The organism is Polaribacter cellanae, assembly GCF_017569185.1.
Classification (GTDB): domain Bacteria; phylum Bacteroidota; class Bacteroidia; order Flavobacteriales; family Flavobacteriaceae; genus Polaribacter; species Polaribacter cellanae.
On record NZ_CP071869.1, the window covers coordinates 639,495 to 663,773 of the forward strand.

Sequence of the window (24,279 nt, forward strand, 5' to 3'; positions counted from 1 at the left end):
TCTAAAACTTCTTTTCTCTTCTTTAAAGTGAAATAAAAGTTTATTTTTACGTCGAATTTTACAACACAACATTTTTATAAATTTATAATGAAAAAATACACATTCACAGAAAAAAAAGACACACGTTCTGGTTTTGGAGACGGTTTAACTGAATTAGGAAGAACAAACCCTAACGTAGTTGCTTTATGTGCAGATTTAATTGGCTCTTTAAAAATGGATCAATTTATTAAAGAAAATCCAGAAAGATTTTTCCAAGTTGGTATTGCAGAAGCAAATATGATTGGAATTGCTGCTGGTTTAACCATTGGTGGTAAAATTCCTTTTACTGGAACATTTGCAAACTTTTCTACTGGGCGTGTTTACGATCAAATTCGTCAATCTGTTGCATATTCTGGTAAAAATGTAAAAATATGTGCATCTCATGCAGGAGTTACTTTAGGTGAAGATGGAGCAACACACCAAATTTTAGAAGACATCGGTTTAATGAAAATGTTACCTGGAATGACCGTTATAAATCCTTGTGATTATAACCAAACAAAGGCAGCAACGATTGCCATTGCAGATTTTGATGGTCCTGTTTACTTGCGTTTTGGAAGACCAAAAGTACCTGTTTTTATGCCAGAAGATGCTAAATTTGAAATTGGTAAAGGAATTCAATTAACAGAAGGTACAGACGTAACAATTGTTGCTACAGGACATTTAGTTTGGGAATCTTTACAAGCTGCAGAAAAATTAGAAGCAGAAGGTATTTCTGTAGAAGTAATAAACATTCACACCATTAAACCATTAGATGAAGAAATTATCTTAAAATCTATTGCAAAAACGGGTTGTATTGTTACAGCAGAAGAGCATAACAAATTTGGAGGTTTAGGAGAAAGTGTTGCAAGATGTTTAGCATTAAATACCCCTACTCCACAAGAATTTGTGGCAACCAACGATACTTTTGGAGAGTCTGGAACTCCAGATCAATTAATGGCAAAATATGGTTTAGATGCAAATGCTGTAATAAAAGCTGTTAAAAAAGTAATTTCTAGAAAATAAATTCGTTTATAACAAAAATCCAATAAATAAATTTAAAAATTAAAATCATGAAAAAAGTAATTTTATTAATCTGTTTGACTTTTGCGTTTGCATTTAGCCAAACTTCGAATGCTCAAGTAGACTTTGGTCTAAAAGGAGGTGTAAACTACAATAATAACGGAGATGTTACATTTAAATCCGCTGGAAATGATGTAATAAAAGGAGCAAAATCTAAAGCGGGTTTCCACGCAGGAGTTTGGACTCGTTTTAAGATTCCAGTTGTTGGTTTATACTTAAGGCCAGAACTTGTATACACACAAGTAAAAAGTGAATATAACAACAATAACAATAGTACTACAAGTTATAAATTTAAGAAACTTGATGTACCTGTTTTATTAGGAAAGAAGTTTTTTGGAATTGCAAATGCATTTATCGGTCCTTCTTTTCAATATATTTTAGACGATAATTTTAAATTTGATGGCTTATCAGTAAAAGAGTTTGATAAATTTTCTGTAGGTTTACAAATGGGAGTTGGTGTTGAATTTGGAAGATTAGGTGTAGATGTTCGTTGGGAACGAGGATTATCGAGTTCGGAAGCTAAATTTGCCAATGTCTCAGTAGACAATAGAACGAATCAAATAATTTTTGGTCTTTCTTTAAAGTTGTAATTATTTAGAAATTTTATATTAAAAAAATGCTCTTGATTTCTCAAGAGCATTTTTTTTCTACAACTTTATTCATATTCAGTAATAACGTTATTATTATTAAAATCTCTTATAAATCTTTTTCTTATAACGTGAGAGTTTATTTAAGAAACAATATACAATTCTATTTTAGTGTATTGACGTATGTTTTGTTCTTTGTGTAATTTCGATGATAGGAGAAATCTCATAATTTGTAATTTGTGAGATTCCTCATTTTACGTCATCCGAGTAAAATTAATTTTTAAAACATATTTAAGAAACTTGCAATCAGTTAGTAGTACATCTAACTCACGTTAATTAACAAGATTTATTTGCTATCTTAATTTAAAAAAACACATATTTTAAAGATTTAATAAAACAAAAATGCTCTTGGTTTCCCAAGAGCATTTTCTATATAATTTATTCAATAAAATTTGAATTTTCTACTTTATATTCGGATTCAGATAATCTGGTAATTTAGGTTTTTCGGAATCACTAAAATCATTGGTAACATCTCCATCTCCATTTGCGTCTTCTTGTATTGATGGCTTTCCATCATTGTCATGATCAGTGTCTTTAACAAAATCTAAAAGTTCTACTTTAAAAACCAAAATTCGATCATAAGGTCTTTCACTTGGAGACCTACCAACAACATAATTTATAGATGGATATGCCAATCCACTTGGTATAAAAAGATAACCTTTACCCGTATTTTTATAAGTTATAGGTCCATTATTTGTAATATTTTCTCCACTCTTAAAAAAAGGAAAACCATTTGTCCAACCAGATATTGGCGATGGCGCTGAAATAACTGCATTAAAAGTTGGTGCTAAACTCCACCACGATTGATTTCCAACATCAAAAGGTTTATCTGTAATAAGTTTATTTTTTGATAAAAAAACTCCTGTTCTATTTACAAAAACAGAATCTAATTTCGTTGGATTACTTTTTTCAGAATTAGAAACTCCTTCTTCCGTTATATAAGCATATAAGGTATATTCAATTTCATTTTGAGTTACCTTCACTATTTTTAAATTATTGGAATCTTCAAAAATAGCAGTTTTGCCACTTTCTAAAGGTTTTAACAAATCTTCTGTAGCATCGTAATAGTTTGTTTTTAAAAACTTAACTATAGAATCGTTATCAGATAACGCCAAAGCTTTATAATCTACATCTGCAAAAGGGTTTACTAAAGCATTCCTATCATTATCACAAGAACTAAATATAACTAAAGCTACAATTAACAGTGCAAAGATATTTTTTATTTTATTCATTTTTAATCTATAATTTTAAGCGTGCAATTTACCATTTTTATACCTTTGTAAAAAGACAAACAGTATATTTTAACTTTTTTTATGAGGATAGATAAATATTTATGGTGTATTCGAGTTTTTAAAACAAGAAGTATCGCGACAACAGCTTGTAAAAAAGGGCAAGTTAAAATAGATAGCAACAACTTAAAACCTTCGAAAGAAGTCTTTGGAGGAGAATTAATAGTCGTTAGAAAAAACCAGATAAATTATCAAATTAAAGTCTTAGCTTTACCAGAAAGTAGAGTTGGTGCTAAATTAGTAGATCAATATAGAAAAGATGTTACACCTAAAGAAGAATTTGAAAAAACAGCATTATTAAAATTTGCCAAAGATTACTATCGTAAAAAAGGTACTGGAAGACCAACTAAAAAAGATAGAAGAGATATAGATAATTACCAAGAAGATACAACTGAAGAGATATGATAACTGTAACAAACATAATTTTAGACACCACACAAATTCAGCAAAAAATTAGAAGAATTGCGTATCAAATATATGAAAGTAACAGTGCCGAAAAAGAAGTTATAATTGCTGGTATTATAGGGAATGGTTATATTTTTGCAGAAAAAATTGTCGCTATTTTAAAAGAAATATCTCCTTTAAAAGTAACCATTTGTGAAGTGCAAATAAATAAGAAAAAACCTTTAGAAAAAGTAACCACTTCCTTAGAAATTAAAAATTATAAAAATAAATCTTTGGTTTTGGTAGATGATGTTTTAAACTCTGGAACGACTTTAATTTACGGTATAAAACACTTTTTAGATGTTCCTTTGAAAAGATTTAAAACAGCTGTTTTAGTGAATAGAAATCATAAAAAATATCCTGTTAAAGCAGATTTTAAAGGAATTTCTTTATCAACCTCTATAAAAGAACATATTCATGTAGAGTTTACAAAAAAAGAAGCAAAAGCGTATTTAGTGTAGCAAAATTCTTAGTTCTGTAACAATTTCAGAAACTTCTTTACCATCAGTAATAATAGAATAATTTGCTTGTTCGTAGAAAAACCTACGTTCAAATAAATGTTTTGCAACAAATTCAGTAATTTTTTCATTTTCCAAATTTGCAACTAAAGGTCTTTCTCTTTTTTCTTTTACCAATCTTTCTACCAAAGTATTTATAGATGCCTTAATATAAACCGATTTTACATTAGTATTTAAAATAACCTCCATATTATTTGCATAACAAGGTGTTCCTCCACCCAAAGAAAGCACAAATTTTTCATCAGAATTTAAAATTTCTTTCAAATATTTGTGCTCAATTGTTCTAAAATAAATTTCTCCTTTGGTTTTAAATATTTCAGAAATACTCATTTTCTCTTTCTCGGAAATATAATTATCCAAGTCTATAAAATTAAGATACAGCTTCTTAGCTAACTTTTTTCCAATAGTAGATTTACCAGAAGCCATATACCCCAAAAGTACAATTTTCATTAAATTTAATTTTTAGCAAATATCGTTAAAAATTTTTCAAAATTATGCCAATAATTCCAATGATTGATAGTATATTTGCAACCGATTAAAAAGACCTGGTAGCTCAGTTGGTAGAGCATCTCCCTTTTAAGGAGAGGGTCCTGGGTTCGAGCCCCAGCCCGGTCACAAAGAAAAAGTTAAGCTAACGCTTGGCTTTTTTGCTTTAAAATAATGCGCACGTGGCGAAATTGGTAGACGCGCAGCCTTGAGGGGGCTGTGAACGCAAGTTCGTGGAAGTTCGAGTCTTCTCGTGCGCACTTTTAAACTTTATAACTCTTTTTCTTTATTTTTTACTTCTTTCACAAATAATTAACCAAAGTATAATGGATTATTATTAATATTGCAATATGCAAAAGTTACTATTTATTTTATGCTTATTCCTGTCTTTAAGCACATTTTCTCAAAAAGACAGCTTACAAATTAAAGTGTTAAAAGGTCAGGTTGTTCATGCAGAAACTAAAAAAGCGTTGAGTGCCGCACATATTTTAAATTTAAATACGGTTAGTGGAACCATTACCAACGAAAAAGGTTTTTTTGAGTTACCAACAAGAGTTAATGATACAATTTTAGTTTCTTTCTTAGGATATTCTTCTATAAAATTAAAAATTACAAACGATTTATTAAGAGGTAATGAACTTGAAATTGCGTTATTTGAAAAACCAGAAGAAGTTAAAGAAGTAGTAATAAAATCTACAAAATTAATTGGTGTTTTAGAAATTGATGTAAAACAAGTGCCAAAAGATCGTTTTACAAGAATACATATTAATGGGCTACCACAAACTTACGAAGTTGGTAAGCCAAGAGCCAAAGACTTCTCCTCTCCTATTGCTGCACTGTTTCAACCAGTAGATTTTCTCTATAATCTCTTTGGAGATAAACCAAAGCAATTAAAGAAGCTTAAAAAATTAAAAAAAGAAGACGATTTACGTAAAATGCTAGCTGGTAAATTCGACAGAGAAGTAATGATGGAGTATTTAGAAATGGACAGGCAAGAACTTTCCGATTTGTTAACGGACTGTAATTACTCTGCTTATTTTATTAAAAAAGCTTCTGATTTACAATTAATTGAAGCCATTTTAGATTGCTACGAAAATTATAAAGCACAAAAGAAAGGAAAAATTGAAAGAAATAAAATTCCTGATAAGAATTAGATTTTATTATCATTATTTATAAACTTGTTCTAATTTTAAAAGAGAACAAGACTACAAAAAATTATAGAACTTTAAACAGTACGTTATTAAGATAATTTTGATAAAAATATTTATTAGATTTAAACTGTTTTTAGTTAAATTGAAAAAGGTCAGAAGCATAACTCCCGACCTTAATCAACTATTAAAAACTAACTAAATAACTAAAATACAGTTGTAATGTATTTGTAATTATATTTTCTCCTTGTATTCCAAGTATGTCTTTTAGATTGAATTGTTTCAAAGGAATTTGATTTTTTGTTTTCTCTTTCTAAGGTTTGTGATGATTTCATAATTATAATGTTTAATATGTTTTATTTCTAATTTTGTTACATCCATAAGACGCAACAAAATCTAATTAGTTACACTATATTTTTTGTTTAACACAATTTTGGCAAACCTCCTTAAAAGTTTGTTAAACAAAAAAAATCTAGCCGAAGCTAGATTTTTAGATATCAAAAAGTTCTAAGTTTTATTGATTTCCCAAGATAATTGGTAAACCATCTTTTCCAGAACCAATTACAATAACTTTACTATTAGAAGATTTAGACAACTCTAAAGTAGCATCTATACCTTTTTCTTGTAAAATTTTATCGGTTAAAGAAGCACTTAAAATCTTGTTCGCAATTGCTTTACCTTCTGCATCAATTTTTTGTCTTTCTGCCTCTTTTTTGGCTTTTGCTAGTCTAAATTCATATTCTAAAGATTCTTGTTCTTGTTTTAATTTTGTTTCAATGGCAGTTCTAATCGTAGTTGGCAGTTTCACGTCTTCTACCAAAACTCTTTTTACAGATAAAAACTGACCTTTTAGTATATTTTGTACTTCGTCTAAGATTTCTTGCTCAATTACGTCTCTCTTACTCGAATATAATTGCTCTGGTGTGTAACGACCTACAACGCTTCTTGCAGCCGCATTTATGGCTGGGTCCAATAATTCGCGTTCGTAATCTTCTCCTTTGGTTTTAATTAAAGAACCTAAATTAGCAAATTCTGGTTCGTACCAAATGGTTCCATTTACTTTAACTTCTAAACCGTTTACAGAAAGCACATTCATTTCATCGGAAATCGATTGCTGACGCACTTTTCTTATAATCATCTTATTCCAAGGTAACATTAAATGAAACCCTTCTCCATACGTTTTTTCTGTATCTATACCATCTCCTAAGGTTTCAAAAATAACGCCTCCTTCTCCAGGTCCAATAGTTACTGTAGATTTTGAAAATATAATTACAGCGATTACTGCTATAATAATAAAAAGAACACCACCTTTTGGGAAGCTAAGTTCTGGTTGTCTTGTTGCCATGTTTATTTGTTTTTTATAATTTTATCAAATTTACGATTAAAACTTATTAAACACAATCTATATAGCCACAATCTTCGTTTGCTAATTCTAACTCTAAAGTTATGTGTTCTAAATGAAAATCGCCATGCAAAATTTTTCTTACTTCTTTTTTTAGGATTATTTTTTCTTCATTATTTAGCGATTCTTCAATAATTAAATGAGCCGTAAACACATTATACTCTCCATCCATAGACCATAAATGGCAATCATGTATGTTTTTTATTTTTTTATGCTGAAGGATTTTCGTTTGAATTGCATCCACAGAAATTTCCATTGGAGCACCTTGTAAAATAATTCTTATGCTTTCTTTTCCATTTTTAAAAACATTGTACAAGATAAATAAGGCAATTAATATCGACAAAATGGGATCTAATACAGGAACATGCCAAAACTGCATAACAACACTTGCAATTAAAACAGCTACCCAACCCAAAACGTCTTCTAACAGATGTAGTGAAACCACACGTTCGTTAATTGATGTTCCTCCTTTTAGTTTTAAAACTGCTGCTCCATTTACAATAATTCCTAAAATAGCAAGCCACATCATTCCTTTTGCATCTGATGCTTCTGGGTTTATAATTCTTGGAATTGCTTCCGAAATTATAAAAAACGAACCTATTAATAAAATAACGGAATTAATTATCGCTCCTAAAAGTGAAAAGCGTTTAAAACCATAAGAATACGTTTGAGAAGCTTTTTTATTAGATATTTTTTGAAAACACCAAGCCATTCCTAAACTTAAACTATCTCCTAAATCGTGTATTGCATCAGACGTAATTGCCAAACTATTGGTGTAAAAGCCGCCAATAAATTCGATAATTGTAAAAAATAGGTTTAGAAAAAATGCTATTCCTATATTTTTTGATGATGAATCGTGATGATGATTGTGATTGTGTCCCATATGCTATGACAAGGAAGTATACTTCCTTACTTTTATGTTAATTATTTTTATAATAGACCAATAATTACTTTAAAAGATGCAATTATTGGTCTATTGAGTTTAAAGTTTTATTAAAATTCCTGTATTAAATATAAAACCATCTGTTGGTGCCCAAATATCTGTAAAAGTCGGATTATTATGAGGAGCTTCAATCATAGATTGATAGTTTTGCTGTTTTGTATCTGTAAAATTTTCGAAATTTGCATACAAACTAATATTTTTAAACGTTTTCATTACCATAAAACCCATTGTCCAATAATTAGGTGTTTCAGTTCTATTATTTCTAAATTGAGAACTTTTATAGTAGGCTTCGTAACCAATTCTCCAAGCATTATCTACCTCATACATTAAAACGCCTCCAAAACTGTGTTTTGGAGTTAATGCTTTTTGATTACTTTCTATTTTTACATTATTAAATGCATAATTTGTAAACAACACAAAATCTCGGTATTTTAACTTTAGGTTTGTTTCAAAACCAGTACTGTTTAAAGGTTTATTGGCATTTGTAAATTCATAATCCGTTCCTTTTTGTTCTAAAATTAGTGAATTTTCTAATTGCGTATAGAAAAATAACTGATTAAACGAAAGTGAAACATGATTATTAAAAATTTTCGTTTTATAATTTACATCTGCGTTAAAACCTATGGAAGTTTCAGCTTTAAAATTATTAGTGTTTATTGGTAAAACATTTTCATACGAATGTAATTCTGCATCTTCTGTAAAAATAGTTGGAATTTTATACCCAAATCCGCCTCCTATTCTTGAGGAAATTACATCGTTAAATTCAATAAATAAAGACGTTCTTGGCAATATAAAAGCACCATAATTATTGTTATAATCTGTTCTTAAACCACTTTCTAAGGTCATATTATTACTAAACTTCCAAGTATTTTGAGCAAACCCTCCAAACGTAAATTGACTGTAACTTCTATCTATTGTTGTATTTTCATCTTCTTTAAAATTTTCTGAAATAATATTTCCTCCAAAAACCCAATCCGATTTTTCGTTGTATAAATTATAAGTAGCTTCTGTAAAGGTTGCAAATTGTGCACCTAAAAACTGAAAATTTTGTAACAACAAGTCTCTTTTAAAATAGCTTAAACTATTTTTAAAATGGAAACTTTTATTTTCTGAAATATCTTTGTTATACGTTAATTGCGTTGCATAACGTTCCGATTTATTTTCCTCAAAAAAAAGATGATTTCCACTTGGGGTTTCATTAATTACATCTATATCTCCACCAATTCTATTTTCTAAGGAAGAGTTTAAACTCAACCTCCAAGTTTCATTTTCGCTCGGATAATAAAAAAAAGAAGGATTGATACTAAAACTTCTTACTTTTGGAATGTCAGAAAAGTGATCTTCATTAACATCTACACTATTTTGAAAATTTGCAGAAGTATATAATGTAAAACCCAATTTATTAAATTTATTACTATAAAATACATTTGCCGTTTTTCCATTTCTGGATGTATAATCTAACATTATATTTAATTTTTGCTCTTCTTTTGGTTTTTTTGAAACTAAATTTACCAAGCCAGCAATTGCGCCTCCACCATATAAAGTAGAAGAACTTCCTTTGATAATTTCTACTTGTTGCAAATCTAAAGGCGGAATTTGCATGATACTTAAACCACTAGAAAACCCTCCAAATAAAGGAAATCCGTCTTTTAAAAGTTGTGTAAATCGTCCATCTAAACCCTGAATTCTAATACTTTGGTTCGCAGAATTTGCAGATGTTTGTTGCATTTGAATTCCTGTACTTTCTCTTAAAACCATCGAAATATTTGTTGAATTCATTGCTGCTTTTTCGTCCAATTCTTCAGCTCCAATAACTTCAATTCTTGTAGGTATTTTAGCAATACTTCTTTTACTTCTGGTAGATTGTATTACAATTGCGTCTAAAGATTCTTCATCTTCATGTAATTCAATTACCAATAATCTATTTGTTCTTGGAAATGTAATTTTCTTAGAAACTGTTTCGAAACCAACGTAAGAAACCACGATGGTTTGCAATCCGTTTTCTATTTTTTTAATGGTTGCCAATCCATTAAAATCTGTTGTACTTCCAATAGTTGTGTCTTTTACAAGAACGTTTGCACCAAAAATGGTTTCTTTAGATTCTCCTGAAATTACTTTTATTTTAAGCGTATTTTGTGCCAATGTTGTATTAGTAAATAACCCTATAAATAAGATTATTAGTATATTTTTAATCATTTTAATTGATATTTTAAATTATAAAATTGTGTACTTAATAGACATCTTTTTGAATGAAAAGATGCGTAATACATAAATTTCCTCTAAAGTTTAGAGGTTTCCATATACCTTTCTTTTGGAAAAGTGAAACTGTATTTAACAGTTTTCGGGTAAGAATAATTTAAAATTTCTTGGAGGCTGAAAAATTGTTTCTAAGTAAGAAGAATAATCAGCATTTTTATAAAAAATAATTAATTTATTATTTTCTGAAAATTTAGAGAAAATAACTTGGTTTTCTACTGGTAGAAAAATATTTATTAAACTGATAGAATTGCAATGATGATGGTGTTCTTGGTTCTTTTCTTGTTCGGAATCGTTTTTATGTTGTTCTTTATGATCCGATTCGAAATCTAAATGATGTTCTGGAACTTCATTAAAAACAACAACATCTGTATGAGCTTGCATTGGTGGCGCAAGCAACAAAAACGTAAATAATATGATGAATAATTGTTTCAAAAAAATTAAATTATTTTTACAAAAATAATAAGAATTAACTGTAATAAATAATTCTTTAACCTCGTTTTAATACATGTTAAATTTAAAACTTAATGTTATAATACCGTAATTAGAATTATTTTATTAATATTACTAATTTAGTATTTTTACTTACTTAATTTTAATATTCGGAATGCTCCTTGAACAACCAAAATAAAAACGATTGTTCCTATTATTAAATCTGGTTTATTTGTATTTAAATAATTTACCAAAATTCCTGCAGTTATTACTCCTAAATTAATAATTATATCATTAGATGTAAAAATTAAACTAGCTTTCATGTGAGCTTCTTCTTTACTTTTTGATTTTTGTAAGATATATAAACACATTCCATTTGCTACAAGTGCAAAAACCGAAACAATAATCATTGTTGAAAAGTTAGGAAGCTTTTCACTCTCAAAAAATCTTCTTAAAACTTCTAAAAAACCTATAATTGCTAGTGCTATTTGAAAATATCCAGCAAGTTTTGCAATATACTTTTTTTTAATTATTGTTGCTCCAACTGCAAATAAACTAATTCCATACACAAAACTATCTGCAAGCATATCTAAACTATCTGCAACTAATCCCATTGATTTTGAAATGACTCCTGTAGTTAGTTCAATTATAAAAAACACAAAGTTTATTATAAGTACCGACCAAAGTAACTTTTTTTGATTTTTATTTTCTTTAAATTCTTGTTGATTAGTTTGTTCAGTAGAAATTTTCTTACCTCCCAAATTTAATTCAATTATTGAGTTTTCGATTTGATCGGCTTTACCATTATGAAAAATCGTTAGTTTTCGATTCGGAATATCAAAATCCAAATTAATAATACTTGAAATTTCATTCAACTTCATTCGAATTAGATTTTCCTCTGAAGGACAATCCATTTTCGTAATTTTAAATATTGTTTTTTTCATTTAAGTTTAGGGTTATGCAGGAATATTTAAACAAAAGAAAATAGTATCTCTTATTAAATTTTTCCATAATATTTTCTAATAAACCACTCTGCAGTAAATAAACCAATCACAAAAAATAAAATCCATTTCCAGTCGATTAAATTCTCTTCTTTTGTAGTAGATTTTTGTGTTGTAAAATAAGCTTTGTTATCGATTAAATCTTCAAACAAAGTGTTGGTTTGATTCTTATAAAACAGCTTCCCTCCTGTTTTTTTTGCTAATTTTTGCAGTTTTTCTGAATTTGCATGCGTAAACTGTTCTTCTATTTCGTAATCTGTAATTTTAAATTGACCGTATTTAGAAATCTTCTGTCCAACAACAGCAACTTTATAGCTATAATCTCCTGAAGAAAGATTCTCTACAGTTGCTTGGAAAGACTTATTTATTAAAGAGAAAGGAAGTTTTGTAAGTTCTTTTGTTTCTTTGTTCGTTATTGTTATTTCTAAGGAAGCTCTATTATCGAAATTGTAATTTTTATCTACATAAAAAGCAGAAATGTTTATGGTAGAGTTTGCTGGATATAAGCTTTTTGTATTTATTTCTAATCGATTTCTCTTCTTTTTAGAAGCTAAATATTGTACTAAATTCCCAATAAATTGGTCGAAATCTTGAAAAGAATTCGAATTTAAAAAACTTAATGAACGCCATTTCCAAATTCTTTCTCCAAATAAAACCGCTGTTTTTTGATTATTCTGCTCTAAAACCGATAATAATGGTTGCTGCGTTTGTACTCCATTGATATTTTGCAACAATAAATCTTGATGATCTCTAGTAAAAGAAATTTCGCCAAACTTATCTTTTAAGGGAGAAAAATCGTTAAAACCAATATCTTTTTGAAAAAAAGTTAAAAAAGATTCGTTGTAATTCGCTCCGTAATTTTCTGTTTGACTAATGGCTTTCTTAGAAAATCCTACTTGTTTTTTATTGATGAAGTTCCAATTTGTATTCGTTCCAGAAACCAATAAAAAATTCAGTTTTCGTTCAATAACCTGGTTCAAAATAACGTTAAACAAATTGTTTGGCTGAAACAATATAAATAACTGATAATCATTTATTTGATTTTTAAATTTATTTATCAATTGAATATCTACAGAACGTTGTTTATTACTTTCTATTGCTTTTTTAAAAGCTCCCAAATCTGGGTGTAAAATAGAAGATAATATCAATACTTTTGTTTGCTCGTTAATTACTTCAATAGAGAAACTTTTGGTGTTATTTCTTATGTTTTTTTCTCCTTCGATTTTTCGAATACTTGCTGTGTAATAATTTACGCCTTCTTTATTGGAAGTTAAATTTGTAGTAATTGTTTTCGAATTTTCTAATCTTGAAAACGTTACATTTTTAGAAAAAACTGTTTTTCCTCCATTGAAAATCGAAAATTTACTTTTTACAGTTGCTGTTCCTTCATAATTTAGAATTACTTCAACAGGAAATTTATTTTTTATATAACTGTATTTATTTACGTTTAACTGACTTATTTTTAAATCTTTGTATTTTGTGGTATCTCCAATTACAATTGGGTAAATGTGTTGTGTAGAGTTTATATATTCGTAATCGTTTCCAATGGTTTGGTTTCCATCGGAAATAAGTAAAACTGGTGCTTTTTTGTCTTTATTTAACTCATTTACAGAAGAAATGGCATCGTAAATATTGGTATCGTTATTATTGAAAGAAAGTGAATCTAAAACTTGTAATTGATTTCCGAAAGAAAAAGTTTTAATTTCAAACTTTTCGTTTAATTCTTTATTATCAGCAATACTATTCAATAATTCTTTTACATTATTATCTTCCTTAAAAAAGGAAACAGACTTCGAATTATCAACCAAAACTGCCAAAGTTGGTTTTGTGTTTACTAAGGTTATTTTTTCGATTGTAGGATTTATAAATAACAACAAAATCGAAAAAACACTCAATGTTTTTAGAGAAAAAAGTAAAATCGTAACTTTTCTCTTATGCTTTGCTTTATAATAATATTGAAAAAAAGCTATAGAAACAGCGAACAATAAAGCAATAATGATGTATAAAATAGTTGTTGTTTGCAATGATTTTTTATTAATACAACAAGGGAGCATGCTCCCTTGCTTTAATTCAAGAAACTAAAAGTATCTTGTTAAAGTTTACATTCCTCCATCTACAGACAATGTTTGTCCTGTAATGTAAGCACTCATGTCAGATGCTAAAAATACACAAGCATTTGCAACGTCTATAGGCTGTCCTCCTCTTTTTAAAGGAATTCCATCTCGCCAAGATTGCACTACTTTTTCATCTAATTTATCGGTCATTTCTGTTTCTATAAACCCTGGAGCAATTACATTACTTCTAATATTTCTAGAACCTAATTCTAAGGCTACAGATTTAGAAAAGCCAATAATACCAGCTTTAGAAGCTGCATAATTAGCTTGGCCTGCATTTCCTTTTAAACCAACAATAGAGCTCATATTAATAATAGAACCTTTTCTTTGCTTCATCATTGGGCGAATTACTGCTTTTGTTAAGTTGAAAACAGATTTTAAATTCACTTCGATTACTTTATCGAAATCGTCTTCAGAAATACGCATTAACAAGTTATCTTTTGTAATACCTGCGTTATTTACCAAAATATCTATAGTACCAAATTCTTGCTGTACTTCTTTTGCTAATTCTTGAGCCGCATTAAAATTTGCTGCATTCGATTGATATCCTTTTGCAGAAACTCCAAATGCTTTTAATTCTTCTTCTAATGTATTTGCAGCATCTACAGAAGAACTGTAAGTAAAAGCAACGTTTGCTCCTTGTTTTGCAAATTCAAGGGCAATACTTCTTCCAATTCCTCTTGTTGCACCTGTAATTATTGCTGATTTATTTTCTAATAATTTCATATATTATTCTAATTTATTTTTTATTTTACCTAAGGTTAGATAAATCTCTATCACCTATTATTAAATATTTTGCTTTAGAATCGATTGAAAGATTTAATAAAAAGTTATCTTTTTCATCTCTGCAAATTTTTACATCAGATTCAACTTTAATTAATTTACCATATTCATCGAAGCAACCAAGTAATTTCTCAATATCTCTTTTTGAGAAGTATTTTTTAAATTTAGGTCGACTTACAACTTCAACAAATTCGCCAATTAATTCATTTGAAAAAATTAAAGTTATTTTAATTGGTCTCTATTAATTTATCAATTTGATTCAGTTTTTTAGAAATAAGAAAACTTATCCAAAGATTTGTATCAAGTATGATTTTTTTTATTTTTCATAACGAGATGATCTCACTTCCTCAACCTCTCTTGTAATGTCTTCTAAAGAAATATCCTCATAAGGTTTATTTCTAATTTTTTCTAACAGAAAACTAAAGTCTGATTTACCTCGCTCTACATTAATTTTTATCAAATTTAAATCTGCTAAATTTTTTAAAAGCTTTTTAGCCTTTGGGTTCAAAATATCAATTCTAATAGTTTCCATTCTTTTTTTTCTAAATTTATGAAATTATTTTGATTTTTTGATAGAAATAGCAAACGATCACAGAACTTCAATTAAATAAAGAAATTCCTGAAATATTGGCTTTAACTCAATAGAAACAGGAATTTATATATTTTAATGTTAAAAATAAATGGTTACTTTAAAACACTTGCTACCATTTCTCCAATTTTAGCTGGCGAACTCACAACGTGAACTCCATTTTCTGCTAAAATTTTCATTTTTGCTTGTGCTGTATCGTCTGCTCCACCTACAATTGCTCCTGCATGTCCCATTGTTCTTCCTGCTGGTGCAGTTTGTCCTGCAATAAAACCAACAACTGGTTTTCTATTTCCATCTGCTTTAATCCATTGTGCAGCTTCTGCTTCTAAATTTCCACCAATTTCACCAATCATAACAATTGCTTCAGTTTCTGGGTCGTTCATTAACAATTCTACAGCTTCTTTTGTTGTAGTTCCAATAATTGGATCTCCACCAATACCAATTGCAGTTGTAATTCCAAAACCTTGTTTTACAACTTGGTCTGCTGCTTCGTACGTTAAAGTTCCTGATTTAGAAACAATACCAACTTTCCCTTTTTTAAAGATAAAACCTGGCATAATACCAACTTTAGCTTCATCTGGCGTAATTACACCTGGACAGTTAGGGCCAACCAATCTACAATCTTTATCTGCAATATACGCTTTTACTTTTACCATATCTGCTGTAGGAATTCCTTCTGTAATACAAATAATTACTTTAATTCCTGCATCTGCAGATTCCATAATTGCATCTGCTGCAAAAGCTGGTGGTACAAAAATAATGGAAGTATCTGCTCCTACTTTTTCTACAGACTCTGCAACTGTATTAAAAACTGGTTTTCCCAAATGTTCTTGACCTCCTTTTCCTGGTGTTACACCTCCTACAACATTGGTTCCATAATCGATCATTTGACCCGCGTGAAAAGTACCTTCACTACCTGTAAAACCTTGAACAATAATCTTTGAATTTTTATTTACTAAAACACTCATTGGTTTGTTATTTAATTTTGTTACGCAAAAATAGTTCTTTGTTCTCTTTCTAAAAAAGAATTTTATGAATTCTTTCTATCTTTTAAAAATCGTTTTATTTCTGCCATTTCTTTTAACTTTTCTCTTGATTCGGATATTGGAGTTCCAAAATAACTTTTTCCTCCTGCAACAGATTTTGTAACACCTGTTTGCCCTAAAATTATAGCTCCTTTTCCAATTGTAATTCCGCTATTGGTACCAACTTGTCCCCAAATGGTTACTTCATCTTCTATAATTACACAACCTGCAATTCCTGTTTGCGAGGCAATTAAACATTTTTTTCCAATTACAGTGTCATGCCCTACATGTACTTGGTTGTCTATTTTTGTTCCTTTTTTAATGGTTGTATCTCCAGTAACTCCTCTATCTATTGTGCAAGAAGCTCCTAAATCTACATGGTCTTCTAATACAACTCTTCCACCAGAAATTAATTTATCGAAACCTGTGGATCTATTTTTATAATAGAAAGCGTCTGCTCCTAAAACTGTATTTGCATGAATCGTAACATTATTTCCAATGACTGAATTATCGTAAATAGCTACGTTTGGATAAATTATACAATTTTTGCCAATAGTAACATTATTTCCTATAAATACGTTTGGCTGAATTATAGTGCCTTCTCCAATTATAGCACTTTCTGAAATAGATACGTTTGATGCTATAAAAGGGTTAAAATGATTGGTTATTTTATTAAAATCTCGAAAAGGATCATCAGAAATTAACAAAGATTTTCCTTCTGGACAAACTACATTTTTATTGATTAAAATAGTGGTTGCAGCAGAATTTAAAGCTTTATCGTAATATTTTGGATGATCTACAAAAACAATATCTCCTTTTTCTACAACGTGAATTTCATTAATTCCAAGGATTTCAAAATTTTTATCACCAACAAAATCAATATTTAAAATCGATGCTATTTGTTGAAGAGTTTTTGGTTTTTTAAATTTCATTCTTATTGTAGTCTACAGTCGGCAGTTTACAGTAAGCAATATTCAGTAGGCAGTTTCCGCTAAAAAACTGTCTACTAAAGACTACTTTTTTTACTCTTTAATACGTTCCTGATAAGTACCTTTGGTAGTTTCTACCTTTATTTTATCGCCTTCATTAATAAATAAAGGTACATTTACAGATGCACCAGTTTCTACTGTTGCTGGTTTTGTAGCATTTGTTGCTGTATTTCCTTTAACTCCAGGTTCTGTATGAGTAACTTCTAAAATTACACTTGCTGGCATTTCTACTGAAAGTGGCATATTATCTTCGGAATTTATAATTATGGTAACAATTTCTCCCTCTTTCATTAAACCAGGATTGTCTAAAGCAGCTTCTAACAAACGTATTTGTGTATAGTCTGCTTCATTCATAAAATGGTAAAATTCTCCATCGTGATATAAAAATTGGAATTTATGAGTTTCTACACGAACATCTTCAATCTTTCTTCCAGCAGGAAATGTATTATCTATTACTTTTCCGTTTGTAACACTTTTTAATTTCGTTCTTACAAATGCTGGTCCTTTTCCTGGTTTTACGTGTAAAAACTCTACAATTTTATATATATCGTTGTTGTATCTAATACACAATCCGTTTCTAATATCTGATGTTGTTGCCATTTATAATGTTTTGTTTTGTTTTTTGTTTCAATAAAATTTATGTACTTCTATTATATTAGTAATATTGTAAGCTAAAAATTTATCCAGCGTTAAAATATCCTTTCATAATTCCTCTGTGAGAATCTTTTATAAATTGAATAATTTCGTCTCTTTCTGGAGTTGCTTCCATTTCTGCTTCAATTATATCTATTGCTTGGGTATAATTGTAGTTTTTTTGGAATAAAATTCTATAGATATTCTGAATTTCTCTAATCTTTTCGGTTGTGTAACCACGTCTTCTTAATCCTACTGAATTAATACCAACGTAAGACAAGGGTTCTCTTGCGGCTTTTACATAAGGAGGCACATCTTTTCTTACCAAAGATCCTCCTGTAACAAAGGCATGTTTACCAACAGAAGCAAATTGATGCACTGCAACCATACCTGCTAAAACCACGTTATCGCCAATAGTTACATGACCTGCCAAAGTAGAGTTGTTTGAAAAAATACAATTATCGCCAACAAAACAATCGTGTGCAATATGACAGTATGCCATTATTAAACAATTGTCGCCAATTACAGTTTTCATTCTATCGGAAGTTCCTCTATTAATAGTAACACATTCTCGAATGGTTACATTGTCTCCAATTTCGACAGTAGTTTCTTCGTCGTCGAATTTTAAGTCTTGTGGAATTGCAGAGATTACTGCTCCAGGAAAAATTCTACAGTTTTTACCAATTCTAGCACCTTCCATAATGGTTACATTCGAACCAATCCAAGTTCCAGAACCAATTGTTACATTGTTATGTATGGTTGTAAAAGGTTCTATTACAGCATTTCTAGCAACTTTTGCTTGTGGATGAACGTATGCTAAAGGTTGATTCATAATTTATTTTTTTCTTGCAATTTGCGCCATTAATTCTGCTTCTGCAACCAATTTACCATTTGCATAGGCATAAGCTTGCATGTGGCAAATTCCTCTTCTAATTGGTGTAATTAATTCTGCTTTAAATATTAATGTATCTCCAGGTAATACTTTTTGTTTGAACTTAACATTGTCCATTTTCATAAAATATGTTAAATAATTTTCTGGGTCTGGAACTGTACTTAAAACTAAAATTCCACCACATTGTGCCATTGCTTCTACTTGCAAAACTCCTGGCATTACTGGTGCTCCTGGAAAATGTCCAACAAAGAAATTTTCGTTCATTGTTACGTTTTTCAACCCCACAACATGTTTGTCTGATAGTTCGATAATTCTATCGACCAATAAAAAAGGAGGTCTGTGAGGTAAAATATCCATTATTTGATGAATGTCTAATAATGGTGGTTGATGTAAATCGTATTGTGGAACGTTGTTTCGCTTTTCTGCCTTAATAATTTTTGCTAATTTCTTAGCAAAATTTGTATTTACTAAATGCCCTGGTTTGTTCGCAATTACTTTTCCTCTAATTCGAGTTCCTGTTAATGCCAAGTCTCCAATTACATCTAATAATTTATGTCTTGCAGCTTCGTTTGCCCAATGTAGTGTTAAATTATCTAAAATTCCGTTTGGTTTTACAGAAATATCTTCTTTATTAAAGGCTTTTTTTAATTTTTGCATTGTATTTTCCGATAATTCTTTATCTACATATACAATTGCATTGTTTAAATCGCCACCTTTTATTAAATCGTTTTCTAATAACATTTCAATTTCATGTAAAAAACTGAATGTTCTTGCATCTGCAATTTCCTTCTTAAAATCAGAAATTTTTTCTAAAGTAGCATTTTGGGTTCCTAAAATTTTCGTACCAAAATCTACCATTGTAGTTATTTGATAATCATCTGATGGCATTAAAATAATCTCACTTCCAGAAACCTCATCTTTGTAAGAAATAATTTCTTTAACAATATACTCTTCTACTTCTGCATCTTGCTCTTCGATTCCTGCTTTTTCTAAAGCTTCAACAAAATATTTCGAAGAACCATCCATAATTGGTGGTTCTGAAGAATCGATTTCTATTAACAGGTTATCGATATCTAAACCAACAGCAGCAGCTAAAACATGCTCGGAAGTTTGTATTTGAACACCATTTTTCTCTAAATTTGTTCCTCTTTGTGTATTTACCACATATTCTGCTCTTGCCTCAATTGTTGGTGTGCCTTCTAAATCTACTCTACTAAAAGCAAAACCATGATTTACAGGAGCTGGTTTTAAAACCATATTAACAGTATTACCTGTGTGAAGCCCTACACCAGATAAACTTACTTCTTTTTGAATCGTTTTTTGTTTCTTACTCATTATAATTCCTCTTTTTGAGACTTAACTACTTTTTCTATATGATTTATTCTATCTACAATAGATGGTAATTTTTTAAAATAAACAGAACTTCTATTATAATCTATGGCTTTAAATGCTGGTGAACCATTTAAAATTTCATCATCTTTAATATTTTTGGAAATTCCTGCTTGTGCTAATATTTTAACGTTATTCCCTATTTTAAGATGTCCAGAAATTCCTACCTGTCCTCCAAACATACAGTTTTCGCCTACTTTTGTAGATCCTGCAATTCCTGTTTGAGATGCAATTACAGTGTTTTTTCCAACTTCTACATTATGCGCAATTTGTATTTGATTGTCTAATTTTACTCCTCTCCTTATTATTGTTGAGCCCAGTGTTGCTCTATCTATGGTTGAGGCAGAACCAATATCTACATTATCTTCTATAACAACATTTCCAATTTGCGGAATTGCCTTATATTCTCCATTTTCATTAGGTGCAAAGCCAAATCCATCTGCACCAATTACACAGCCTGAATGTATTTTACAATTATTGCCAATTACAGTTTCCGAATAAATTTTTACTCCAGCAAAAATAGTGGTATTATCACCTATAATTACATTATCTCCAATATAAGAATTCGGATAAATTTTTACATTATTTCCTAATTTTACATTTTCTCCAATGTAAGCAAATGCTCCTATATATTCGTTTTTGCCAATTTTTGCAGTTTCTGAAATAAAACTTGGTTGCTCTCTGCCTTGTTTATTGTTTTTTACTTCGTTATAAAATTCTAATAATTTAGAGAAAGATTTATACGCATTTTCAACTTGAATTAAAGTCGCACTAATTTCTTTTTCTGGAACAAAACTCTTGTTAACAATAACTACAGAAGCTTTTGTTGTATATAAATACGAGTTGTATTTTGGATTCGATAAAAAAGTTAAAGAGCCTTTTTTACCTTCTTCTATTTTAGATAGGGTAGATACTTCTTCATTCGGATTTCCCAAAATGTTGCCCTCTAAAATATCGGCTATTTGTTGTGCTGTAAATTTCATCAAACGCAAAAATATAAAAATAATACGGTTTTGGCTAATCTCAAATTATTTTGGATAACAAATAAAGTGTTTTATAACAGGCTTTGTTAATGCTTGTAAATTTAATTGGTCGGATGCTTTTGCAATATCTTTTAATTTTCCTTTTTTATTTAAAATTAAAACTGGTTTTTCTAAATTATACGCCTGATTTCTAATTTGCTGTGTAAAAACAAAAAAACGTGCTTCTTCTTTTGAAATCTGTAATTTCTTAACTGCTTTTAATTTCTTTTTTTCGATATAAGATGTATCGAAAGCATCTTTTTGAATTTCGATTCGTAGCAGGTTTCTATCGACAATCATTTTTGCTAACAATGATAAAGTTTTATCATCGTGATTTACCCATTCTTTTATGGCTGATAAAATATCGTAATCGTCTAACTTAGAAAACATTTCTAAAGTTTCTCTGGTAAAATTATTAGCATTAATTTGATGGTATAAAAAATAATGAAGCGCAGAACTTGCATACAACTCCACTCCTTTTTCTGCCAATTCTTTGGCTCTTTTTAAAACATTTACCAAAATATTTTCTGCAACCAAACCTGTTTTATGCAAATATACTTGCCAGTACATTAATCGCCTGGCAATTAAGAATTTTTCTACGGAATAAATTCCTTTTTTCTCGATTACTAATTCATCGTTTTTCACATTCATCATTGCTATTAAACGATCTGATGAGATGTTTCCTTCTGTTACACCTGTGTAAAAACTATCTCTTTTTAAGTAATCTAAACGATCTATATCTAACTGACTCGAAATTAACTGACCTAAGAATTTACGTGGATTTTTACCTTCGAAAATTTCGATAGCTAACGTTAATTCTCCATTAAATTCGTCATTTAATTTCTTCATAAATTTTAAAGAAATTTCCTCATGAGAAATTCCACTAACAATGCTGTGTTCTAAAGCGTGCGAAAATGCACCATGACCAATATCGTGCAGCAAAATTGCCAGATATAATGCTTTTTCTTCTTCTTCTGTAATTTCGACTTGTTTAAATCGTAAAACACGAATTGCTTTTTGCATTAAATGCATACAACCAATGGCGTGATGAAAACGTGTATGGTTCGCTCCTGGATAGACTAAATTAGAAAACCCCATTTGTGTTATTCTTCGCAATCGCTGAAAATATGGATGCTCTATTATGTCGAAAATTAGTGAATTTGGTATTTGAATAAATCCGTAAATAGGATCGTTTAATATTTTAAGTTTGTTGGGCGTTTTTTTCTTCAAATTGATAAAAATTTATCTATACAATGCAAAGTACAACATATTGCCACAATTGCGCAAGTTTTAATTTAGATTGAAGAGTAAAAATTAAATCAAATTTAAAATTATTCTGAAATTATTTTGCTAAAAATTGCAGAAATTTACACAAATTAATGTTTTTAAAAACCTTAACATTTTAAAATATAGATTTTTAATTCAATCTCATTTCTTTATTTTAATTCGTGAATTCGTGGCAAGACATCAAAAAAATAAATTCTGAATTAATTACAGCTGATTATAAAATTATTTTGGCAATATTTTATCATTTCAAAATGAATAAAAATGTAACAAATGGGTATTTTTAACGTTCAGAATAAAACGAAAAGACACGATGAGCAACATACAAATTTTATGGGTTGATGATGAAATTGAATTATTAAAACCACACATTCTATTTTTAGAGCGTAAAGATTATAAAGTTACAACCTGTACAAATGGTGCTGATGCCATAGATTTAGTTTCCGAAAATAATTTTGACATTGTTTTTTTGGATGAAAATATGCCAGGTTTAACGGGATTAGATACACTTGCAGAAATTAAACAAAAACAAGCCAATTTACCTGTGGTAATGATAACCAAGAGTGAGGAGGAATATATTATGGAGGAGGCAATTGGTTCTAAAATTGCAGATTATTTGATAAAACCCGTAAATCCGAGTCAGATTTTGTTGAGTCTGAAGAAAAACCTAGACAATTCTCGTTTGGTTTCAGAAAAAACAACTTCCAATTATCAGCAAGAGTTTAGAAAAATTTCAATGGATTTGGGTATGGTAAATTCTTATGAAGATTGGATTGAGCTTTATAAAAAGCTAATTCACTGGGAATTAGAATTAGAAAACATTAGCGACCCTGGAATGTTGGGCATTTTAGAAAGCCAGAAACAAGAAGCAAATTCGCAGTTTTTTAAGTTCATTAAAAAAAATTATGAAGATTTTTTAACGGCACACGATAAACCGACTTTTTCGCATACTTTATTTAAAGATTACGTGGTTCCAGAGTTGAAAAAAGACCAAGGTGTTTTATGGGTTGTAATAGATAATTTACGTTACGACCAATATAGAATTTTAGAACCTTTAATTAACAATCATTACAAAAAGGACGAAGAATACACGTATTTTTCTATTCTGCCAACTGCAACTCAATATGCAAGAAATGCCATTTTTGCTGGATTAATGCCTTCAGAAATGGAGAAAAGGCATCCTAATTATTGGAAAAATGACACAGAAGAAGGTGGAATGAATTTGTTTGAAAATGAATTTCTAACAGCTCAAATAAAACGTTTAGGTTTAGATATTAAACACGAATATTATAAAATTTCTTCACTTAAAAGTGGAAAAGAATTGGCAGATAATTACAATGGAACCAAAGAAAACGATTTAACAGCAATTGTTTATAATTTTGTAGATATTCTTTCGCATTCTAAAACAGAAATGGAAGTAATTAAAGAATTAGCAGGCGATGACAAGGCTTATAGAAGTTTAACGTTGAGTTGGTTTAAAAATTCTCCATTGTTTGAAATCATCCAAAAAGCACAAAATTTAGGGCAAAAATTAATTATTACCACAGATCATGGAACGATAAATTGTAAAAATCCAACAAAGGTAATTGGCGATAAAAACATTAGTTCCAATTTGCGTTACAAAACTGGAAGAAGCCTTTCTTACGAAGAGAAAGATGTGTATGCTGTAAGAAACCCAAAAGATATTTTCTTGCCAACAATAGCTATGAATAGTCCTTTTATTTTTGCAAAAGAAGATTTGTTTTTTGCCTATCCAAACAATTTTAATCACTTTGTAAAATATTATAAAAACACATACCAACATGGAGGTATTTCTTTGGAAGAAGTAATTATTCCTTGTGCAGTTTATAGTCCGAAATAGATTAGTAGGCAGTTGGCAGTCTCAGTTTTCAGTA

General features: G+C 29.4%; 25 protein-coding genes and 2 tRNA genes. 8 read left to right on the forward strand and 19 right to left on the reverse strand.

Annotated features, from left to right (window positions below):
- Nucleotides 1–87 precede the first annotated feature (87 nt).
- A complete protein-coding gene (locus tag J3359_RS02860; RefSeq protein WP_208079247.1) occupies nt 88–1,041 on the forward strand; it encodes a transketolase family protein in 954 nt (317 codons plus the stop codon).
- A gap of 47 nt (nt 1,042–1,088) precedes the next feature.
- Nucleotides 1,089–1,688, forward strand: coding sequence for a porin family protein (locus J3359_RS02865; RefSeq protein WP_208079248.1), 600 nt, complete (start codon nt 1,089–1,091; stop codon nt 1,686–1,688).
- 458 nt (nt 1,689–2,146) lie between these two features.
- Here the strand turns inward: J3359_RS02865 and J3359_RS02870 are convergent, their stop codons facing one another.
- Complete coding sequence (locus J3359_RS02870; protein ID WP_208079249.1) at nt 2,147–2,977, reverse strand: FKBP-type peptidyl-prolyl cis-trans isomerase; 831 nt, start codon at nt 2,975–2,977, stop codon at nt 2,147–2,149.
- Between the two features lie 81 nt (nt 2,978–3,058).
- Between J3359_RS02870 and J3359_RS02875 the strand changes: the two genes are divergently transcribed.
- Nucleotides 3,059–3,439: an RNA-binding S4 domain-containing protein gene (locus J3359_RS02875; RefSeq protein ID WP_208079250.1), complete on the forward strand. Its 381-nt coding sequence runs from the start codon at nt 3,059–3,061 to the stop codon at nt 3,437–3,439.
- On the forward strand, nt 3,436–3,939 hold the full coding sequence (locus J3359_RS02880; protein WP_208079251.1) for a phosphoribosyltransferase family protein: 504 nt from the start codon (nt 3,436–3,438) through the stop codon (nt 3,937–3,939). Before J3359_RS02875 ends, J3359_RS02880 begins: the two co-directional genes overlap by 4 nt.
- Here J3359_RS02880 and J3359_RS02885 read toward each other — a convergent pair.
- The gene (locus J3359_RS02885; RefSeq protein ID WP_208079252.1) at nt 3,931–4,446 is read right to left on the reverse strand and encodes a shikimate kinase; all 516 of its coding nucleotides are present in this window, start codon (nt 4,444–4,446) and stop codon (nt 3,931–3,933) included. The two genes, J3359_RS02880 and J3359_RS02885, sit on opposite strands and share 9 nt — an antisense overlap.
- 92 nt (nt 4,447–4,538) lie before the next feature.
- On the opposite strand from J3359_RS02885, the gene J3359_RS02890 reads away from it, so the two are divergent.
- The 3 genes from J3359_RS02890 to J3359_RS02900 all read left to right on the forward strand — a co-directional run bounded on the left by J3359_RS02890 (nt 4,539) and on the right by J3359_RS02900 (nt 5,636).
- A tRNA-Lys gene (locus J3359_RS02890) sits at nt 4,539–4,611 on the forward strand.
- A 47-nt stretch (nt 4,612–4,658) separates the two neighbouring features.
- A tRNA-Leu gene (locus tag J3359_RS02895) sits at nt 4,659–4,742 on the forward strand.
- A gap of 90 nt (nt 4,743–4,832) precedes the next feature.
- Nucleotides 4,833–5,636: a carboxypeptidase-like regulatory domain-containing protein gene (locus tag J3359_RS02900; protein ID WP_208079253.1), complete on the forward strand. Its 804-nt coding sequence runs from the start codon at nt 4,833–4,835 to the stop codon at nt 5,634–5,636.
- A 200-nt stretch (nt 5,637–5,836) separates the two neighbouring features.
- Here the strand turns inward: J3359_RS02900 and J3359_RS18385 are convergent, their stop codons facing one another.
- From J3359_RS18385 to J3359_RS02980, 17 genes are all read right to left on the reverse strand, one after another.
- Entirely contained in the window at nt 5,837–5,965 is a 129-nt protein-coding gene (locus tag J3359_RS18385; protein ID WP_302850199.1) for a hypothetical protein, read from the reverse strand.
- A 179-nt stretch (nt 5,966–6,144) separates the two neighbouring features.
- Nucleotides 6,145–6,975, reverse strand: a complete 831-nt coding sequence (locus J3359_RS02905; RefSeq protein ID WP_208079254.1) for a prohibitin family protein — start codon at nt 6,973–6,975, stop codon at nt 6,145–6,147.
- A 46-nt stretch (nt 6,976–7,021) separates the two neighbouring features.
- Nucleotides 7,022–7,915 (reverse strand): cation diffusion facilitator family transporter, encoded by an 894-nt coding sequence (locus J3359_RS02910; protein WP_208079255.1) that lies wholly within the window; start codon nt 7,913–7,915, stop codon nt 7,022–7,024.
- 99 nt (nt 7,916–8,014) lie between these two features.
- Nucleotides 8,015–10,171: a TonB-dependent receptor gene (locus J3359_RS02915; RefSeq protein ID WP_208079256.1), complete on the reverse strand. Its 2,157-nt coding sequence runs from the start codon at nt 10,169–10,171 to the stop codon at nt 8,015–8,017.
- 135 nt (nt 10,172–10,306) lie between these two features.
- Nucleotides 10,307–10,666 carry a hypothetical protein gene (locus J3359_RS02920; protein ID WP_208079257.1) on the reverse strand — a complete coding sequence of 120 codons (360 nt, stop codon included), beginning with the start codon at nt 10,664–10,666 and terminating at the stop codon, nt 10,307–10,309.
- A 146-nt stretch (nt 10,667–10,812) separates the two neighbouring features.
- On the reverse strand, nt 10,813–11,607 hold the full coding sequence (locus J3359_RS02925; protein ID WP_208079258.1) for a cation efflux transmembrane domain-containing protein: 795 nt from the start codon (nt 11,605–11,607) through the stop codon (nt 10,813–10,815).
- A gap of 53 nt (nt 11,608–11,660) precedes the next feature.
- Nucleotides 11,661–13,559, reverse strand: coding sequence for a VWA domain-containing protein (locus J3359_RS02930; protein WP_243765976.1), 1,899 nt, complete (start codon nt 13,557–13,559; stop codon nt 11,661–11,663).
- Between the two features lie 204 nt (nt 13,560–13,763).
- Nucleotides 13,764–14,504 carry a 3-oxoacyl-[acyl-carrier-protein] reductase gene (gene fabG, locus J3359_RS02935; RefSeq protein WP_208079259.1) on the reverse strand — a complete coding sequence of 247 codons (741 nt, stop codon included), beginning with the start codon at nt 14,502–14,504 and terminating at the stop codon, nt 13,764–13,766.
- Between the two features lie 25 nt (nt 14,505–14,529).
- Nucleotides 14,530–14,793 carry a putative toxin-antitoxin system toxin component, PIN family gene (locus J3359_RS18495; protein WP_208080399.1) on the reverse strand — a complete coding sequence of 88 codons (264 nt, stop codon included), beginning with the start codon at nt 14,791–14,793 and terminating at the stop codon, nt 14,530–14,532.
- 84 nt (nt 14,794–14,877) lie between these two features.
- On the reverse strand, nt 14,878–15,093 hold the full coding sequence (locus tag J3359_RS02945) for a hypothetical protein (RefSeq protein WP_208079260.1): 216 nt from the start codon (nt 15,091–15,093) through the stop codon (nt 14,878–14,880).
- 152 nt (nt 15,094–15,245) lie between these two features.
- Nucleotides 15,246–16,118, reverse strand: a complete 873-nt coding sequence (sucD, locus tag J3359_RS02950) for a succinate--CoA ligase subunit alpha (protein ID WP_208079261.1) — start codon at nt 16,116–16,118, stop codon at nt 15,246–15,248.
- Nucleotides 16,119–16,180: 62 nt separating this feature from the next.
- Nucleotides 16,181–17,107, reverse strand: coding sequence for a UDP-3-O-(3-hydroxymyristoyl)glucosamine N-acyltransferase (locus J3359_RS02955; RefSeq protein ID WP_208079262.1), 927 nt, complete (start codon nt 17,105–17,107; stop codon nt 16,181–16,183).
- Nucleotides 17,108–17,197: 90 nt separating this feature from the next.
- On the reverse strand, nt 17,198–17,764 hold the full coding sequence (efp, locus tag J3359_RS02960) for an elongation factor P (protein ID WP_208079263.1): 567 nt from the start codon (nt 17,762–17,764) through the stop codon (nt 17,198–17,200).
- A gap of 79 nt (nt 17,765–17,843) precedes the next feature.
- The gene (lpxA, locus tag J3359_RS02965) at nt 17,844–18,629 is read right to left on the reverse strand and encodes an acyl-ACP--UDP-N-acetylglucosamine O-acyltransferase (RefSeq protein ID WP_208079264.1); all 786 of its coding nucleotides are present in this window, start codon (nt 18,627–18,629) and stop codon (nt 17,844–17,846) included.
- Between the two features lie 3 nt (nt 18,630–18,632).
- Entirely contained in the window at nt 18,633–20,024 is a 1,392-nt protein-coding gene (locus J3359_RS02970; protein ID WP_208079265.1) for a bifunctional UDP-3-O-[3-hydroxymyristoyl] N-acetylglucosamine deacetylase/3-hydroxyacyl-ACP dehydratase, read from the reverse strand.
- Nucleotides 20,024–21,061: a UDP-3-O-(3-hydroxymyristoyl)glucosamine N-acyltransferase gene (lpxD, locus tag J3359_RS02975; protein ID WP_208080400.1), complete on the reverse strand. Its 1,038-nt coding sequence runs from the start codon at nt 21,059–21,061 to the stop codon at nt 20,024–20,026. The genes J3359_RS02970 and lpxD overlap by 1 nt, the downstream gene beginning before the upstream one ends.
- Nucleotides 21,062–21,106: 45 nt before the next feature.
- Nucleotides 21,107–22,330, reverse strand: a complete 1,224-nt coding sequence (locus J3359_RS02980) for an HD domain-containing protein (protein ID WP_208079266.1) — start codon at nt 22,328–22,330, stop codon at nt 21,107–21,109.
- A 367-nt stretch (nt 22,331–22,697) separates the two neighbouring features.
- Here J3359_RS02980 and porX point away from each other — a divergent pair, with 367 nt between their 5' ends.
- Nucleotides 22,698–24,245 carry a T9SS response regulator signal transducer PorX gene (gene porX, locus J3359_RS02985; protein ID WP_208079267.1) on the forward strand — a complete coding sequence of 516 codons (1,548 nt, stop codon included), beginning with the start codon at nt 22,698–22,700 and terminating at the stop codon, nt 24,243–24,245.
- Nucleotides 24,246–24,279 lie beyond the last annotated feature (34 nt).

Excerpts from the sequence above, each read along its gene's own strand:
- J3359_RS02860 (WP_208079247.1), top strand. The coding sequence starts at position 88 with ATGAAAAAATACACATTCACAGAAAAAAAAGACACACGTTCTGGTTTT.
- J3359_RS02865 (WP_208079248.1), top strand. The coding sequence starts at position 1,089 with ATGAAAAAAGTAATTTTATTAATCTGTTTGACTTTTGCGTTTGCATTT.
- J3359_RS02870 (WP_208079249.1), bottom strand. The coding sequence starts at position 2,977 with ATGAATAAAATAAAAAATATCTTTGCACTGTTAATTGTAGCTTTAGTT.
- J3359_RS02875 (WP_208079250.1), top strand. The coding sequence starts at position 3,059 with ATGAGGATAGATAAATATTTATGGTGTATTCGAGTTTTTAAAACAAGA.
- J3359_RS02880 (WP_208079251.1), top strand. The coding sequence starts at position 3,436 with ATGATAACTGTAACAAACATAATTTTAGACACCACACAAATTCAGCAA.
- J3359_RS02885 (WP_208079252.1), bottom strand. The coding sequence starts at position 4,446 with ATGAAAATTGTACTTTTGGGGTATATGGCTTCTGGTAAATCTACTATT.
- J3359_RS02900 (WP_208079253.1), top strand. The coding sequence starts at position 4,833 with ATGCAAAAGTTACTATTTATTTTATGCTTATTCCTGTCTTTAAGCACA.
- J3359_RS18385 (WP_302850199.1), bottom strand. The coding sequence starts at position 5,965 with ATGAAATCATCACAAACCTTAGAAAGAGAAAACAAAAAATCAAATTCC.
- J3359_RS02905 (WP_208079254.1), bottom strand. The coding sequence starts at position 6,975 with ATGGCAACAAGACAACCAGAACTTAGCTTCCCAAAAGGTGGTGTTCTT.
- J3359_RS02910 (WP_208079255.1), bottom strand. The coding sequence starts at position 7,915 with ATGGGACACAATCACAATCATCATCACGATTCATCATCAAAAAATATA.
- J3359_RS02915 (WP_208079256.1), bottom strand. The coding sequence starts at position 10,171 with ATGATTAAAAATATACTAATAATCTTATTTATAGGGTTATTTACTAAT.
- J3359_RS02925 (WP_208079258.1), bottom strand. The coding sequence starts at position 11,607 with ATGAAAAAAACAATATTTAAAATTACGAAAATGGATTGTCCTTCAGAG.
- fabG (WP_208079259.1), bottom strand. The coding sequence starts at position 14,504 with ATGAAATTATTAGAAAATAAATCAGCAATAATTACAGGTGCAACAAGA.
- J3359_RS02945 (WP_208079260.1), bottom strand. The coding sequence starts at position 15,093 with ATGGAAACTATTAGAATTGATATTTTGAACCCAAAGGCTAAAAAGCTT.
- sucD (WP_208079261.1), bottom strand. The coding sequence starts at position 16,118 with ATGAGTGTTTTAGTAAATAAAAATTCAAAGATTATTGTTCAAGGTTTT.
- J3359_RS02955 (WP_208079262.1), bottom strand. The coding sequence starts at position 17,107 with ATGAAATTTAAAAAACCAAAAACTCTTCAACAAATAGCATCGATTTTA.
- efp (WP_208079263.1), bottom strand. The coding sequence starts at position 17,764 with ATGGCAACAACATCAGATATTAGAAACGGATTGTGTATTAGATACAAC.
- lpxA (WP_208079264.1), bottom strand. The coding sequence starts at position 18,629 with ATGAATCAACCTTTAGCATACGTTCATCCACAAGCAAAAGTTGCTAGA.
- J3359_RS02970 (WP_208079265.1), bottom strand. The coding sequence starts at position 20,024 with ATGAGTAAGAAACAAAAAACGATTCAAAAAGAAGTAAGTTTATCTGGT.
- lpxD (WP_208080400.1), bottom strand. The coding sequence starts at position 21,061 with ATGAAATTTACAGCACAACAAATAGCCGATATTTTAGAGGGCAACATT.
- porX (WP_208079267.1), top strand. The coding sequence starts at position 22,698 with ATGAGCAACATACAAATTTTATGGGTTGATGATGAAATTGAATTATTA.